At 33.9% G+C, this 17,122-nt stretch carries 16 protein-coding genes; all 16 read left to right on the plus strand.

The features are described from left to right. The first annotated feature begins 33 nt into the window (after positions 1 to 33). The 16 genes from ACQKN2_RS02380 to fliD all read left to right on the plus strand — a co-directional run bounded on the left by ACQKN2_RS02380 (position 34) and on the right by fliD (position 17,112). On the plus strand, positions 34 to 2,187 hold the full coding sequence (locus tag ACQKN2_RS02380) for a hypothetical protein (RefSeq protein WP_427413523.1): 2,154 nt from the start codon (positions 34 to 36) through the stop codon (positions 2,185 to 2,187). Between the two features lie 91 nt (positions 2,188 to 2,278). Continuing rightward, positions 2,279 to 2,674: a glycerol-3-phosphate cytidylyltransferase gene (tagD, locus tag ACQKN2_RS02385; protein ID WP_427413524.1), complete on the plus strand. Its 396-nt coding sequence runs from the start codon at positions 2,279 to 2,281 to the stop codon at positions 2,672 to 2,674. Between the two features lie 14 nt (positions 2,675 to 2,688). Next, positions 2,689 to 3,561, plus strand: coding sequence for a LicD family protein (locus ACQKN2_RS02390; RefSeq protein ID WP_427413525.1), 873 nt, complete (start codon positions 2,689 to 2,691; stop codon positions 3,559 to 3,561). Positions 3,562 to 3,566: 5 nt separating this feature from the next. Further along, positions 3,567 to 4,310: an SDR family NAD(P)-dependent oxidoreductase gene (locus tag ACQKN2_RS02395; protein WP_427413526.1), complete on the plus strand. Its 744-nt coding sequence runs from the start codon at positions 3,567 to 3,569 to the stop codon at positions 4,308 to 4,310. 30 nt (positions 4,311 to 4,340) lie between these two features. Next, on the plus strand, positions 4,341 to 4,877 hold the full coding sequence (gene pseH / locus ACQKN2_RS02400; RefSeq protein ID WP_427413527.1) for a UDP-4-amino-4,6-dideoxy-N-acetyl-beta-L-altrosamine N-acetyltransferase: 537 nt from the start codon (positions 4,341 to 4,343) through the stop codon (positions 4,875 to 4,877). Between the two features lie 58 nt (positions 4,878 to 4,935). Further along, positions 4,936 to 5,175 (plus strand): acyl carrier protein, encoded by a 240-nt coding sequence (locus ACQKN2_RS02405; RefSeq protein ID WP_427413528.1) that lies wholly within the window; start codon positions 4,936 to 4,938, stop codon positions 5,173 to 5,175. A 55-nt stretch (positions 5,176 to 5,230) separates the two neighbouring features. Further along, a complete protein-coding gene (locus ACQKN2_RS02410; RefSeq protein WP_427413529.1) occupies positions 5,231 to 6,562 on the plus strand; it encodes an AMP-binding protein in 1,332 nt (443 codons plus the stop codon). Further along, positions 6,559 to 7,617 carry an acyl-protein synthetase gene (locus ACQKN2_RS02415; protein WP_427413530.1) on the plus strand — a complete coding sequence of 353 codons (1,059 nt, stop codon included), beginning with the start codon at positions 6,559 to 6,561 and terminating at the stop codon, positions 7,615 to 7,617. The genes ACQKN2_RS02410 and ACQKN2_RS02415 overlap by 4 nt, the downstream gene beginning before the upstream one ends. Next, positions 7,614 to 8,810 (plus strand): acyl-CoA reductase, encoded by a 1,197-nt coding sequence (locus tag ACQKN2_RS02420; RefSeq protein WP_427413531.1) that lies wholly within the window; start codon positions 7,614 to 7,616, stop codon positions 8,808 to 8,810. The genes ACQKN2_RS02415 and ACQKN2_RS02420 overlap by 4 nt, the downstream gene beginning before the upstream one ends. Positions 8,811 to 8,826: 16 nt before the next feature. Further along, the gene (locus ACQKN2_RS02425; protein ID WP_427413532.1) at positions 8,827 to 9,549 is read left to right on the plus strand and encodes a cytidylyltransferase domain-containing protein; all 723 of its coding nucleotides are present in this window, start codon (positions 8,827 to 8,829) and stop codon (positions 9,547 to 9,549) included. Continuing rightward, positions 9,549 to 10,517 carry a UDP-2,4-diacetamido-2,4,6-trideoxy-beta-L-altropyranose hydrolase gene (gene pseG / locus ACQKN2_RS02430; protein ID WP_427413533.1) on the plus strand — a complete coding sequence of 323 codons (969 nt, stop codon included), beginning with the start codon at positions 9,549 to 9,551 and terminating at the stop codon, positions 10,515 to 10,517. The genes ACQKN2_RS02425 and pseG overlap by 1 nt, the downstream gene beginning before the upstream one ends. After that, a complete protein-coding gene (gene pseI, locus ACQKN2_RS02435; protein WP_427413534.1) occupies positions 10,514 to 11,560 on the plus strand; it encodes a pseudaminic acid synthase in 1,047 nt (348 codons plus the stop codon). Before pseG ends, pseI begins: the two co-directional genes overlap by 4 nt. Continuing rightward, on the plus strand, positions 11,557 to 12,897 hold the full coding sequence (locus tag ACQKN2_RS02440; protein WP_427413535.1) for a DUF4910 domain-containing protein: 1,341 nt from the start codon (positions 11,557 to 11,559) through the stop codon (positions 12,895 to 12,897). The genes pseI and ACQKN2_RS02440 overlap by 4 nt, the downstream gene beginning before the upstream one ends. A gap of 147 nt (positions 12,898 to 13,044) precedes the next feature. Continuing rightward, positions 13,045 to 14,187: a UDP-4-amino-4,6-dideoxy-N-acetyl-beta-L-altrosamine transaminase gene (gene pseC, locus ACQKN2_RS02445; protein WP_427413536.1), complete on the plus strand. Its 1,143-nt coding sequence runs from the start codon at positions 13,045 to 13,047 to the stop codon at positions 14,185 to 14,187. 193 nt (positions 14,188 to 14,380) lie between these two features. Then, entirely contained in the window at positions 14,381 to 14,767 is a 387-nt protein-coding gene (locus ACQKN2_RS02450) for a flagellar protein FlaG (RefSeq protein WP_427413537.1), read from the plus strand. Positions 14,768 to 14,790: 23 nt separating this feature from the next. After that, positions 14,791 to 17,112: a flagellar filament capping protein FliD gene (fliD, locus tag ACQKN2_RS02455; protein ID WP_427413538.1), complete on the plus strand. Its 2,322-nt coding sequence runs from the start codon at positions 14,791 to 14,793 to the stop codon at positions 17,110 to 17,112. Positions 17,113 to 17,122 lie beyond the last annotated feature (10 nt).

Raw genomic sequence — 17,122 nt, forward strand, 5'->3', positions numbered from 1 at the left:
TCACTATAAATAAACAAGTGAGGGAAACAAATTATGTTGGATTTTTGGAATGATATTAGTTTATTAAGAACTATTATCCAAACTCAGCGACATAAAGAAATTTTTATTGATTTTGAGGGAGTGCTAGCTTTCAGAAAATTTGCTAGCACTCAAACTTTTAATATGAACGTATTTGAAATTGCACAAAAACAAGGATTTTTTAAATCTTTTATAGGACACTCAAATTATAGTAAGTATAGAGACTTGGCGAATAGAAAATCATTTCAAATGAGCGATTTATTAATAGATGAGGTAGATTTTGTTGATTTAGAATATAATATTGATAAAGGAAATTTGTATAGCAATCCTTTTGTTTTTTCATTCATACAATTTTGTATAGAAAATGAAATAGAGGTTTATATTGTAAATAACACTTCTTATTCCAATAAACAACTAGAAAAGTTACTCAATAATTTAAGTGAGTCACTCAAGTGTTTACAAATTAGCAATATGAGAGATAGTACGGAAGGAATTTATTTAACTAAAAAAATTAATCCTTCAATCTCCATTGAGCAATTTGAATATGATCTATTTTCAAGAAATGAAATTGATTTAGAGGAATTGTATTATAGAAACATAGATGAACAGTTTTACTTATTACGTAAATCAATATCTCAAAGTGATTTGTGCAAAAGTAACATTTATTTTCGCATTGGAGCTTTATTACTAGGGCCGTTAATGAGTGTTTTTGTACAAGTTGTCTATGAAGATTTAAAAGCAAAGGGTATCAATCTAATATTGCCATTAATGCGAGAAGGCGATTTACTGAATGAAATGTTATTAAATCAAATTGATAGCCAACCTAATAGTTCTATTAATACAAAACCATTATATGTTTCTAGGAAAGCTACCTATTTACCTTCGTTATCTAAAAATACTACTGTCGATGAAATTATTAATTATTTTTCATCGAAATTAATAAGTATCGAGGATCTTTGTAAAATGTTTGAGATACCAATTTGTACGAAAGTTGATTCTTCGTTGAATATATTTACTTTAAAACAGAACAAAAAAGGAGAATTTGATACATTAATTAAGCATTTCAAAGCATTTTTATGTAAAGAAAAAATGGAGAGCTTTATTCAAAATAAAAAGGAGTTATTACAAAAATATTTACATGAAATTATATTAGATCATAAAAATGTTGCAACCATCGATATTGGATTTAATGGTACCATCCAAGAAAATTTAGAGTTGGTATCTGAAAATGTAAATTATCATCACTATTTATTATTTGGACATGAAGGAGTCTTGGATAAACTAAAAAAAAATTTAACATTTTCAGCATATATTAATAGCTCAGATTACCCTTATATAAAAGATATTATCAGATGCGTAGACGTTTTTGAACAATTTGTCGTGGGAAGTACAGGATCTACTCTCGACTATGAAGTAAAAGATGGTCACGTTGTCCCGATTTGTGAGGCTTTACAGTATCCGAATGAAGAAATAAAGGCAAGAAAGGATATAAAAGATGGTATAACTTATTTTCAAAAAATCTTTTTATCAATAGAGAATTTCAAGAATAATAACTTTGAGTTCTATTTACCGACTACTGGTAGAGCATTACATAGGTTAATCCATAAACCACTTAAAATGGAAAGTGAAGCCGTTGGTAAATTACATTACAGTAAGAATTTTGGTAGTCTTGAATATAAGGCGATAATTGATTTTAATAAAATAAGTGCTTATAAGATGGAATATCTTTACCAGTCATTGCATGCTAGTACCTTGTCAACGAATGTATTATGGCCTCAGGGAATATTAGCTTTAAAGGATTCTTCTTATAATATGAGGGAAGTTAAATATGATTTTATAAGAGAAATATACATGAAAATTTGTCATCACCTTGATAAGATACGTTCGGGAAATTTAACAATATATGGTGCAGGTGAAATTGCAAAACAAATTATTCATACATTAAATGTTTTAAATATTCAACCGATATATTTAATTGATAGAAATGAGAAACTGCATGGAACTACTGTAGAAGGAATCGAAGTAATTTCTCCAAGTAGATTGTTAGAGAAAGAAATAAAAACAGTAATTATTGCTTCTTATACGTTTGGTGCAGAAATTGAAAATGACATAAAGGGAATATGTGGGGATGGTGTTGACGGGGTTACTGTTATTCGAATTGACGAATAATCAAACTTGCAAATAGTAAAGAAATTGATTTATGTCTTTTTTCATCTTATACGTAGATAAGGAAAAATTTAAAAGTAAAGAGGTTTGAATTTTGAAAAAAGTGATAACATATGGAACCTTTGATCTTTTACATATTGGGCATATTAGAATTTTAGAGCGTGCAAAGCAATTAGGAGATCATCTAACTGTTGCGGTTTCAACTGATGAGTTTAATGCTAGTAAAGGGAAAAAAGCATATTATAGTTTTGAACATAGGAAAGCAATTTTAGAAGCTATAAAATATGTAGATGAGGTCATACCTGAAGCTACTTGGGATCAAAAAATAGAAAATATAGTTCATTTAAATATTGATGTATTTGTAATGGGAGATGATTGGGAAGGGAAATTTGATTATTTAAAAGAATATTGTGAAGTTCTCTATCTTCCACGTACAGAATATATTTCAACTACAACTATTAAGAATGATTTAGGTCGTAATAATATATAGAGAGAGGTTCAATTATGAAGGTTCTTCTTTTCGGAGCTAGTCTAGGTGGACAAAATTTTATAAAGAATCATGCAGGTGATTATGAGTTTCTAGCTATAATTGATAATGATAAGAATAAACACGGTAAATTTTTGAATAATATTGAAATTGTTAGTCCTAAGCAAATTAATAGCTATCATTTTGATAAAATTATTGTTGCAAGTATGTATGTTAATTCTATTTCTAAACAACTAGTAGAATTAGGTATACCTAAAGGGAAAGTTGAATACGCTTCTAAAAATTCAATGAAAATTGATGAGTTACCATTTGAGAATTCTAATACTTTAAAGAAAACGAATCATCTTATAGTTGAAATATCAAAAGTGCTACACGAAATACCTCATTACTATACATTTGGTACATTGCTTGGAATTGCACGTGATGGTGGACTTATCCCATGGGATGATGATATTGATATTGCAATATTTGCTTCAGATACTGATGATGTCCAATCTACTTTATTACAATCGGTTATGAAATTTGAAGAGTTATTTGATATTAAATTGTTTTTACGAACTTACTCGAATGGAAAACCAGCTTCTATTACGATGGATTGTTTAGACAATGGTCGTAAGTTATTTATGATTAACTTCGATTGTATGTATGGTGAAGGTGATATGATTAAACAAGAATTAAATGATACACCCGCTAAGTTTTTTGAAGGTTTCGATGAACTACCGTTTGAAGGTATTAATATTCAAGTACCAAAGGATTATCAAGGCTACTTAAATTATACTTATGGTGATTGGCATATTGTAAAGAAGAATACAAGCTTTGCAGATAATACAATCTCCTTCAGAGAGCCTTTATATAGTTGTACGATTGAACATTTATATGAAAGTAAGTGAATTGTATGAATTTAAATAAGAAATCTATTTTCGTTACTGGGGCTACACGTGGAATTGGTTATGCTACAGCTATACAAGCTGCGAAACAACATTGTACGTTAATCCTAAATGGTAGAGATGAGAAACGTCTACAGGAAATTAAAGAAGAAATAGAAACTCTTTATAATACAAATGTACATATTTTAAACTATGATGTTTGCGATATAGATGCTATAAAAAAAGCATTTATGTGGATTAAGAAAAATGTTGGACAACTAGATGTTGTAGTTAATAATGCAGGCATTTTAGATGATGCATTGCTTGGTATGGTCAATGAAAAGCAGGTTTCACATACTTTAGCTGTTAATACTGAAGCTGTTATTTACCATATGCAATATGCGTCTCGCCTAATGATGAAACAAAAATCTGGTTCCATCGTTAATGTGAGCTCGATTATTGGTAGAGTTGGTAACGCTGGGCAAACAGTGTATGGTGCAAGTAAAGCAGCTGTAATTGGTGCGACGTATTCTGCTTCAAAAGAGCTGGCGCCTTATAATATCCGTGTAAATGCAGTAGCACCTGGGTTTATTGAGACAAATATGACAAAGCAATTGTCACAAGAGAAATATGAGCAGCGTTTATCAGAAATTAAAATGGGTCGTATTGGTACCGCAGAAGAAGTAGCTAATGTAATTTTATTTTTAGCTTCAGATTCTTCTTCTTATGTAACAGGACAGGTTATAGGTGTAGATGGAGGCATGGTGATTTAAGCCATGCCTTTTATATAGGAGTTGGGATTATTGATTTCATTTCGTAAATTAGAGGAACGTGATTTAGAGCTTGTGTTAGAATGGCGTACAAGCTTGCATGTAACACAATATATGTATACAGACATTGAAAAAAATTTGGACAATCAGCTTCAATGGTTTGAAAAAATATCCAATGATGATACACAATATTACTGGATAATTGAAGTTAAAAATACGCCGATTGGTTTAATTTCATTAAATCAGTTGGACCGAGCTAATAAAAAATCATCATTTGCCTACTACATTGGTGATTTAAATTATTCGATTATCGCCGGTCGTATTCATCCTTATCTTTATAATTTTGCCTTTTTCGAACTTGATTTAAATAAGGTATATGCAGAAGTCATGCACGGAAATAATGGAATGATGAAAATGCATAAGCACTATGGCTTTACACATGTTGCAACATTTAAAGATCATATTTATAAATACGATCAATTTCACGATGTAGAGTATTTTGAACTTTTAGCTTCTGAGTGGAAAGAGTATACAAAGTTCCATAAATTTAAATCAACATTTGTATTATAATTAAGTAGAAATAGCCGAAATAATATATATACAATTTGAAGTAGGTAGGGATAATTTTATGACGAATGAAGAGAAGTTACGTGGGATTTTTGCAGAAGCGCTTGAGATTGATATTAATCAAATTACAGAGGAACTAACTTACAATTCAATTCCAGAGTGGGATTCAATTGCTCATATGGCATTGATTGCAGAAATTGACGATCAATTTGATACAATGCTAGATACAGATGATGTATTAGATATGAGTACTTTTGCAAAAGCGAAGGAAATATTAATTAAATATGATGTAGAGTTTTAATTGAGGAGGGTGTGGTAGAGACTATCACGCCTTTTTCAATGGAAGGAGAGATTGAATGAATTTTTTTAAACTGAATAACGATAAAGTTGCAGTCATTACACATGAACGTACATATACTTACAATGAAATTTCTAGAGTTGAATTTAAAAGTACACAAAAAGAGTTAGTGTTAATTTTATGTGAGAATACTATTGATATACTATCATCATATGTTTCAGCTATGAATAGTAAGCATGCAGTGATGTTACTTTCGGCAGATATTAATCGTGGACTTTTAGAAGATATTATAAACCAGTATGAACCAAAATGGATTGTAGGTTTAGAGAGTTTTGATGGATATGAGAAAAGTAGTGAGCATTTAGTAAGAATCGAAAATAGTAATACGAATATACATCCTGACCTAGCGATTTTATTGAGTACTTCGGGCACAACTGGTAGTCAAAAATTCGTTCGCTTATCCTATGAGAATATTCGTTCAAATGCAGAGTCTATTATTAAATATCTTGATATAGATGAAAATGAACGGGCCATTATGAATTTACCACTTTCCTACTCATATGGAATGTCCATTGTAAATAGCCACCTTCTTGCTGGTGCTTCTATATTATTAACAGGTGAAAGTGTCATGGAAAAATCCTTTTGGAGTTTTGTGAAGGATCAGCAGGCTACATCTATATCAGGGGTACCTTTTACGTATCAAATGTTGCAACGTATAGGTTTTACCAAAATGGAATTACCGACATTAAAAACTTTGACACAAGCTGGTGGGCGACTAAATGAAAAGCTTGTGAAGTTTTTTGCAGAGTATGCAAAGGAAAAAGATAAACGGTTTTACGTGATGTATGGACAGACTGAAGCAGCACCACGTATCAGCTATATTCCTTTTGAAAAAGTGCTAGAAAAAGCCGGGACAATTGGTGTGGCGATTCCTGATGGACATTTGGAAGTTAACGAAGCAACAGGAGAGCTTATTTATAAAGGTACAAATGTGATGTTGGGCTATGCTGTATGTCTTGAAGATTTAGCAAAAGGAGATGAACTTGGAGGCGTTCTCCATACTGGTGACACTGCGACTATTGATGCAGAGGGATATTTTACGATAACTGGGCGAATGAAGCGTTTTATTAAGCTTTTTGGTTTGCGAATAAACTTGGATGAGGTAGAGAAAAAACTCGAGTCCTCCTTCCATACACCTTTAGCTTGTACTGGTTCTGACGATAAATTAATTATAGCCATTGAACAAGAAGTATTTGTTGAACCTATAAAAAAAGCCGTAGAAGATTTGTACAAACTTCATAAAACAGCTTATAGGATAAAAGTGATGGAAATACCACGCTTGGCAAATGGAAAAACAGATTATATGAAATTAAAGGAGAGCTGTTTATGATTGCCCCTTATCATTTGGAACGAGAGCAAAAATCAGCGCAGCTATTAGATAAACTAAATGATTTAACAAAATGGCATATTGAAAAATGTTCAGATTATAAAGCGATGCTTGAAAAAAGTGGTGCTGTAGAGCAAGCAAACTCATTAGAAGAAGTACCCTACCTACCTGTACAATTATTCAAGCTATTAGATTTAAAATCGATTTCACAAGAAGATGTAGTAAAAGTACTTACATCAAGTGGTACGACAGGGCAGCAAGTGTCAAAAATCTATCTAGATAAGGAAACATCTGTTTCACAAACAAAAACATTGGTAGAAGTGATGAAGCCACTACTTGGCAGTAAACGCTTACCGATGATTATTTTAGATACGAAGTCCGTTTTAAAAGACAGAAAATCCTTTAGTGCACGTGGTGCTGGAATCTTAGGTTTTTCCAATTTTGGTCGTAAACATTTTTATGCTTTAAATGATGATATGAGTTTGGATGTCGAAGGTCTACAGGCATATCTAAAAGAATTTGCAGGACAGAAAATATTACTGTTTGGCTTTACTTTTATGATTTGGCAGTATGTCTATAAGGAAGCTGTATCTCAAGGCTTGGGAATTGATTTTGGCGATAGTATTTTAATTCATGGCGGTGGCTGGAAGAAGCTTAAGGATGAAGCGGTCGATTCATTAACATTTAATCAACTGCTAAATGAGCAGCTGGGAATTCGTGAGGTACATAATTATTACGGCATGGTCGAGCAGGTCGGTTCAATTTTTGTTGAGTGTAGTATGGGACATCTTCATACACCTAGCTACGCTGATGTCATTATTCGCAATCCGATTACATTTGAGCCAGTTGCTTATGGAGAACAGGGGCTGATTCAAGTGCTAAGCGAACTCCCAAAAAGCTACCCAGGGCATTCGTTACTGACAGAGGATTTAGGTACCATTCATGGAGTAGATAATTGTCCATGTGGTTGGAAAGGGAAATACTTCTCTGTAGCAGGTAGAATTCCAAAAGCCGAGCTCCGAGGTTGTAGTGATACGTTTCAAGGAGGTACAAAATGATGAAGTTATTTTGGCCAAAAAATATAGAGTTTAAAGTTGCAATTGAGCAACTATCTTCATATAAACCGAATTTACCATTTGATCAAGAAATTATGGCATTTACACAAGCACTTTCCAAGCGTTTTCTTCGAATGAGAGAATTACCTGAAGTAGTGGCTTTAGGTTATTGGCTACGAAAGGCGAATGTAAAAGAAATGCAAACAGCTTTTGAACAAGGTGCAGTTCAAAAAATAATAAGAGCACGTGGGACAGTCTTTCATATTGCACCATCAAATGTTGATACGATTTTTGTTTATTCTTGGATGTTATCTTTACTAGCAGGCAATCGAAATGTTATACGAATTTCAAGCAAGGAGCAAAACGGATTAAACGTACTTTTACATACTATTATAGAAGAATTAGCGCGTAACGAATTTCAAAAAATAGCTAACCAGACGATAATATGTACATATGGACATGAAGAAAATATAACAGCTTTATTAAGCGTTGCTTGTCAAACACGTGTAATTTGGGGCGGAGATGAAACAATTTCTGCTATCAGAGAAATACCACTAGCTCCTTTAGCCAATGAACTGGCTTTCCCAGACCGTTTCTCGTTGGCAGTTTTAAATAGCGAAGTAATCTTTAAATTAGATGAAGTACAGCTAGACAGTCTATTAGATCAGTTTTATAATGACGTATTTTGGTTCGATCAAATGGCATGCTCTTCTCCAAGATTAATAACTTGGTGTGGGGAAAATCAACAGGCTATTAATCGTTTTTGGTCAGCCTTTGAACATAAGATTCAGCAAAAGCAGTATGAGTTAATGGCTGCGACACAAGTTTTAAAATATACAACAACTTTAATGCTTGCAACAGAAAGTAAAGTAGAGAATTTGAAAAATGGGACTTATTTTTCACGAGTGACACTATCTGATGTGCCAGTAGACGTTCGTGAGCGCCACTGCGGAGGTGGTTTGTTCTATGAATACAAAGTCGATAAACTTGAAGAATTAGCAGATGTACTAATAGACAAAGATCAAACAATTGCCTACTTTGGATTTAAACGCGAGGAACTTGAGAGTTTAGTAGAAGCTATTTCAACTCGAGGTATTGATCGTATAGTCCCTATCGGTAAGGCACTTGATTTTAATGGAGTATGGGACGGACAAAGTTTTTTAACATCGTTTACAAGAGAAGTAGTAATTATATAAATCGAGGTGTTTCAAGGTGAATACTATTGTAATCATCCAAGCAAGAATGGGGTCATCCCGTCTACCTGGTAAAATTTTAAAACAGCTTGGTGATGTGGATGTACTTACATATGATATAAAACGATGCCGAGTAATACAAGGAGTTAGTGAAGTAATTGTTGCAACAAGTAATTTACCACAGGACGATGCAATTGCAAAATGGTGTGAAATGAATCAAGTAGCATATTTCCGTGGTTCTGAAGATGATGTGCTAGATCGCTATGCACAATGCGCTAAAATGTATAAGCCTGATTATGTTATGCGTGTTACATCAGATTGTCCCTTTGTCGATTACGAAATGGCAAGCGAGATTGTTTCGCTAATGGAAAAAGAGCAGAAAGATATAGTATTAGTGAATGGAGAGCTTCCACGTGGTTTAGCGGTTGAACTCATTTCCTATGAGGCATTATTACGTATATACGAAATTGGAACTGAATCACGTCATCGTGAGCATGTGACTTATTATGCGTATGAATTTCCTGAAGAATTCAATGCGGTTACATATAAGGTACCTACAAATCGAATAGCGCCTGAGCTACGTATCACGTTAGATACTGCGGAAGACTATGAGTTGATTTCGGCAGTTGCCAAGCATTTTAATGACCCGCTAGTATCAAGTTCAGAGGTTATTCGCTATTTACAAGAAACGCCTAATGTCGCTAAATTAAATGCACATATTGAACAAAAGCCGGTGATTTAATGAAAAAAATAATTATCCGTACGGATGCGTCAGTAGACATTGGAAGCGGTCATGTTATGCGCTGTTTAACAATTGCTCATAATTTAAAACGGGAAGGTTGTTATGTTCAATTTTGGATGGAGCAACATGCTGGCAATTTAATAGATTATGTTGCACAACAAGGCTATGAAACTATTACAAAGGCTGAACAGGCTGATCTTTATATTATTGATCATTATGGGATTGATATGGAATGGGAACAAAATATTCGTCCTTATACAAAAAAACTAATGGTTATTGATGATTTGGCAAGAGCGCATGATTGTAATGCATTGCTTGATCAAAATGTAGTGCCAAACTTTGAAGACCGTTATGATGAGCTTGTACCAAAGCATTGTATCAAATTGTTGGGCCCAAAGTACTTAATTATGCGTGAAGAGTTTATTGAAGCCTGTCATCAAATTCGACAGCGCAATCAAGATATTCAGCGACTTCTTATATTTATGGGGGGAACTGATCCAACAAATGAAACGCTAAAAATATTAACTGCACTTGAAAAATTGACATTTGCCCATGTAGATGTTGTTGTAGGCAATGGAAATGTTCATAAAGAAGAAATTGAACAAATTTGTCGTGAACGTAATTACCATTATCATTGTCAAATTTCTTATATGGCACAGCTAATGCGACAAGCAGATTTTTCTATTGGTGCAGGTGGAAGTTCAATGTGGGAGCGTTGCTATGTTGGACTCCCGTCTTCAAGTACTATTGTTGCTCACAATCAGCTCATTACAACTAACTATGCCGATCAACTTGGAGCAGTTATTAATTTAGGATGGCATGAAGATGTCACAATAGATACGTATAAACATTTGCTAAATGGATTAGGCGATATAGATGTGGAGAGTCTTAAAAAAATTGGTTTGCAATTAACTGAAACACCACAACCAAATGTTTGGTTATCACATATAATGGAGTTGTTAGCATGATTAAAATTGGACATAAGGAAATTGGCAAGCATGCAAAGCCTTTTATTATTGCAGAAATGTCTGGCAATCACAATCAATCATTAGAAAGAGCTTTGCATTTAGTAGATTTAGCAGCTGAAGCTGGAGTGGATGCGTTAAAGCTACAAACGTATACACCTGATACAATTACATTGGATGTTCACACAGGTGAGTTTTTTATTCAAGACGATGCGAACCTTTGGAAAGGGAATTCCCTATATAATTTGTATAAAGAAGCATACACCCCTTGGGAATGGCATGAGGCGATTTTTAATCGTGCAAAAGAACATGGCTTACTAGCTTTCAGTTCACCTTTTGATGAAACAGCTGTTGATTTTTTAGAAACTTTGAATGTACCTGCTTATAAAATTGCATCATTTGAAAATGTGGATATACCGTTAATTCGGAAAGTTGCTCGTACTGGTAAACCAATTATTATTTCAACTGGTATGGCAACAGCAGCAGAGCTTGATGAAGCAGTTCGAGCTGCAAAAGCTGAAGGAAATCATCAAATTGTATTATTAAAGTGTACAAGTACATATCCTGCAACACCAGCAAACTCTAATTTAGCTACAATACCTCATATGCGTGATCTATTTGGAACTGAGGTTGGTTTATCAGATCATACGATGGGTGTTGGTGTATCGGTTGCTGCCGTAACTCTTGGAGCAACTGTTATAGAGAAGCATTTTACTACCTCTCGTGCTGATGGTGGTGTAGATTCTGCATTTTCAATGGAGCCACATGAGTTAAAAATGCTAGTAGAGGAAACTGAAAGAGCGTGGCAAAGCTTAGGGCAAATTCAATATGGTCCAACAGAAGCTGAAAAGGACTCAACAAAATTCCGACGCTCTTTATATATAGGAGAAGACTTAAAAGCGGGCGACGTTTTAACTGAGGAGAATCTACGAAATGTTCGACCTGGATTAGGCTTACCGACAAAATACTATGATTTAGTACTTGAAAAGACTATTAAGCAAGATGTGAAGAAGGGAACACCTTTAAGTTGGGAGTTATTACTGTGAATGAATTAAAAGAAATGGACGAATTGTTCGATCGACTTTTGCCAATTATGCGTAGTATTACAGGGGAAGGTGTTCGAGAAACCATTCGTATCCTACAAGAATATATACCACTTGAAATGGAAGGGATTCCAACAGGTACAGAAGTATTTGATTGGGAAATTCCAAAAGAGTGGGTTATACGTGAAGCTTGGATTAAGGATGAGCATGGTGAGACAATCATTGATATAAAGGATTTAAATTTACATGTTGTAAATTATAGTGAACCTATAGATATGTGGCTTTCTCTTGAGGAATTAAAGAAGCATGTACATACGATTCCCCATCTACCAGAAGCTGTGCCCTATGTTATTTCCTATTATAAGGAACGTTGGGGTTTTTGTATGAGCCAAAATCAGTTAGATGCTCTTTCAGATGGACAGTACCATGTGTATATTGATAGTGAAAAAATTGATGGTGAGTTAAACTTTGCACAAGCTATTTTACCTGGAAAATCAAAAAAAGAAGTTTTAATTAGTACCTATATTTGTCATCCTTCCATGGCTAATAACGAACTAAGTGGACCGATTGTAGCAACATTTTTATATAACCGCCTTAAACAATGGGAAAATAGAGAGCTAACATACCGATTTGTCTTTTTACCTGAAACAATTGGATCTATTGCATATTTATCGAAATATGGACAGTATTTAAAGGAAAATATGTATTCAGGAGCAGTATTAACATGTCTAGGGGGAAAAGAGAAGAAGCTAAGTTATAAAGCTTCCCGTAATAATGAATCACCATTAAACCTTTTACTACAATACTTAAATAGTAAAGAGAATCCAAATTTACTTATTAGACCATTTAGTCCGCTAAATGGATCGGATGAAAGACAATTTTGTTCGCCAGGGTTTAATTTACCTGTTGGGCAATTTGCGAAAATGACTTACGGGACATATCCTGGTTATCATAATTCGCTTGATACAAAGGAATCGATGTCAATAGAAGCACTTTTAGATAGTGTAAATGAAATAGAAAATATTTTAAAATTGCAAGAATTAAATGGTTATTATGTTAATACAAAACCCTACGGTGAACCTAAATTGGGAAAATATAATTTATATCCTGATATTAATGCGCCAGCTTTACGTGGAAGATCGAATAATACAAAGCTTGATAATCGTCAGCAATTGAACCAAATACTAATGATTTTAAATTATTCAGATGGAAAACATAGGCTATCAGAGATCGTAAAGATGTTAAATTATCCTCTAGAAGATTATTCAGTTTCAATAGAAGTATTAAAAATACATAAATTACTTGAAGGTCCATTTTATGAAGAACAAGAGTTATTTTAAAGGACATATATTTTTATAGAGTTGATATTTTAATTTCATACTAAAGAAATACAATTCTGCATTTAAATATCGATTAGTTTTAAATAGTAAACTATTTGGAAAGCAATCTCCTATTATTTCTGCTGAATGAAAAGAGGATTATAAAAAATGAAAAAATTACCTGAATTTCTTTCCTATGGTCGTCAATCTATTGATGAGGGCGACATACAGGTGGTTATAGAAACATTGCGCTCACCTTTTTTAACACAGGGCCCAAAGATTCAACAGTTTGAACAGGCAATAGCCAATTATGTTGGCGCTCAATATGCAGTTGCATTTTGTAACGGAACAGCTGCACTTCACGCAGCTTGTTATGCAGCAGGTATAAGTGAAGGAGTTGAGGTAATTACTTCACCCATCACATTTGCGGCTAGCGCTAATTGCGTGCGTTATATGGGAGGAACGGTTGTCTTTGCAGATATTGACGCAAATACTTACAACATTAATCCTGAAGAGATAAGAAAAAAGATAACACCAAATACAAAGGCGATAATCCCAGTTGATTTTACAGGTCAACCAGCAGATATGGATGCTATCATGGACATCGCACGTGAACATAATTTAGTTGTAATTGAAGACAGTGCTCATTCTCTTGGTGCCGAATATAAAGGGGAAAAAGTTGGTACGCAGGCAGATATGACAATGTTTAGTTTCCATCCTGTTAAGCCAATTACGACAGCTGAAGGCGGTATTATTGTAACGAATAGTGAAGAATATTATCATAGATTACAATTATTCCGTAGTCATGGTATTGAGCGAACGGACTATTCAGCTGATCAAGGTAGTTGGTATTATGAAATGACTGACCTTGGCTATAATTATCGAATGACTGATTTACAAGCGGCACTTGGTTTATCTCAAATAAAAAAAATTGATAAGTTTATCCAACAACGTCGTGAAATTGCAGCCTTTTATACGGAGGCATTTCAAGATTTAGAAGGAATTATCGTTCCACAGCAGCTAGAGGGAACTAATTCCGGCTGGCATTTATATATGCTTCAGCTTGAGGGAATATCTCGTAAATTTGTGTTTGAACAAATGAGATTATTAAATATTGGTGTTCATGTGCATTATATTCCTGTTTATTGGCATCCGTATTATAAAAAACTTGGTTATGAACGGGGAATATGCCCAATTGCTGAAAAATGGTATGAAAAAGCTTTGACATTACCGATTCATCCAAATATGACTACGGAAGATTTATCGATAATTGTGTCTAATATTAAAGAATTATTAAAACACCCTAAATAAAAGACTTTTAAGCAAAAAATGATTATGTACCTCGAATTCTCACATTAGTGTATGGATTTGAGGTATTTTTTATATTCGAAATTTAGGTAATATACAGCAGTTTACACTATTTGTTTACCAAAAAACGTGAAACTATACAAAATGCTTCCGATAATAATGGTAAGGTATTGAAAAGTTTAGGAGGTTGAGTTACATGCGTATTGCATCGCAAGGGCAGTCAATTGAGACGATTACTGGACCAACAAATACAAAAGCAATGAATGTGCAGGAAAATATGACACTTAATGTTTCAACAGTAACCGACTCTCAACTGGTAGTAGAAAAAGCAACTACTGTTGGAGAAGAACAGGAATTTTCAAAAGAAAAACTACAACAAGCTGTCGATGTTGTAAATGAATTTTTGGAAATAAATCATAGTTCCTCAAAATTTATTTATCATGAGGGTTTGGAACGCTATTATGTGACGATAGTAAATCGTGAAACTGAGGAAGTTGTTAAGGAAATTCCACCTAAAAAATTATTAGATGCTTTCTATGAGATGCAAAAAATGGTGGGAATGATTGTAGACGAGAAAATATAAACGAAAATTAGGAGGAAAAAAACATGGTAATGAGAATGGGCGGATTAGCGTCAGGGATGGATATTGACAGTCTTGTAGAGAAGCTGATGCAGGCAGAAAGAGTGCCTTTAGATAAAACTTTTCAAAAAAAGCAAACGTTCGAATGGCAACGTGATGCTTACCGCAATGTCAATAAAACAACCCAGAAATTTAATCAGTTTTTAAAGGATAGTATGCGGTTACAAAGTAACATGATGAAAAAGACAGCTACATCTTCCAATGAAAACTTAGCCACTGTAAAGGCAACAAGTACAGCTAATGGAACGCTCAATATAGAAAGTGTTACACAATTAGCAACATCAACCCAAATGATTGGTAAACAAACAGAGTATACAGGATCAACAAAGTTATCTGCTTTGGTAGGAGAATCTGTTAAGTCAGTAGAGATACAAGCTATTGATAAAAATGGTAATTTAGCAGAAAAGGCAACGACAATTACCTTTGACCCAACAAAAGACACAGTTGATGATTTAGTGAAAAAAATCAATCAAAGTAATGCAGGTGTTACAGCACTATTCGAAAATGGACAGTTATCGCTAACTGCAAATAATTCAGGTAGTGTAAAAAGCGGTAACGGCGAAATTGTCTTTGGAGGAAAAGGAAAAGAACTGTTTACTGAGTTAGGTATGGATAATGCGACAACAAATTCAGGTAAAAATGCAATCTTTAAAGTAAATGGCATTTCAATGGAGCGTTCATCAAATACTTTTACAATCTCTGGTTTTGAGGTATCACTAAAGTCAACATTCAATGCTAAATCGGGTGCAGCTGATCGCTTGGCAGCAGCACAAGTAGAATTAAATAATGCAAAGACTGCACTACCTGGCTTAGAGGCAGAAAGAGACAGTAAGCGTATTGCATATGAAAGCTACCGAGACAATACGTATAAAAATGCATATAAGGATACTTTTGGGGAAAATAATTTAACAGCCGAACAACAAGAAAAATTTAATAAGTTCTCAAATATAGGGAAGGTTGCTCTACTTAACTCTAATGATTTATCTGACCTGCAATCTTTGAACATTGATTACACAGATGCAGATAGTATTAAATCATCTATCAATAATTCCAGCTTAACAGATGAACAAAAAGCAAAATTATTAAGACTATCATCCGATGATTTACAGGCATTACAAAGCCCGGATGGTGCAGATTTACTTGAACGTGCACATCAAGTTGATTTTGAAAATTCATATAAAACTCTTGATAAGAAATTTCTAAATGACTTAACAACTGATGATATTGCTTTCTTATCCGAAATTAAAGGAAAAACAGGTAGTGAAATTGAACAAATTTTAGCAGGAAAAGATGACGCTATTAAAGATAAATTCGGCAAGATGGATCGAATGGATTTAAATAAATTAGCTGATTTAAGTGGTTCCTTAGAAGATTTTCAACAGTTTAGTGACATTGAGAAAACAAATAACGAAAATGCAGCTGCATATAAAACAGCTGAAAACAATGCAGTGGCGGGTCAAAAACGTTTAGATGAAGCGCAAAAATCTTATGATAATGCAAAAGCAGCATCGGATAGCGTGGCAAATGATACTTCTCCAGCTGTAGCGGCTGTGAATCTTACATCAACGACTGATACCAAAAGTATAAAAGAGTCTATTCAAGAATTTGTTAAAACGTATAATGAGATGGTAGATTCGCTAAATAGTTCATTAAAAGAGAAGAAATATCGTGACTATCCACCACTAACAAGTGAACAACGTAAAGATATGTCTGAAAACGAACAAAAGCAATGGGATGAAAAAGCAAAAAGTGGTTTATTACGTAGCGATTCCTTAATTCGAGATGGCTTAACTAAAATCCGTACGCAGTTTATGTCATCGGTAAACGGACTTGGGGACGACACAATAGATTCATTAGCTGAAATTGGCATTACAACATCTGATAAATTATCGGATGGTGGAAAACTGAAAATTAATGATGCTAAACTGGATGCAGCATTAGCTAAAGACCCTGATCAAGTTGTTCAAATGTTTACTAATACAGGTAGTGTAACTACGACAACTGATGAAAAGGGTAGAAAAGTTACACAAGATTCACGTGGTATTTCACAACGTTTAATTAGTGAAATTGAGACACTTACAAAAAATATTGAAAAAAAGGCTGGTAGAGAAGGAGCAACAGATCACACATATAGTTTAGGTAAGAAAATTGTTGAATCTGATGATCGCATTACTAAATTACAAGCAAAATTAAAAGATGTAGAAGCTCGATACTGGAAACAATTCTCTGCCATGGAGTCAGCAATCAATAAAGCAAACCAGCAATCTAGTATGTTTGCACAGCAATAAGCTAAAGTAG

Origin of the sequence: Lysinibacillus sp. NPDC093688, assembly GCF_050280145.1 — a bacterium.
GTDB lineage: Bacteria > Bacillota > Bacilli > Bacillales_A > Planococcaceae > Lysinibacillus > Lysinibacillus xylanilyticus_B.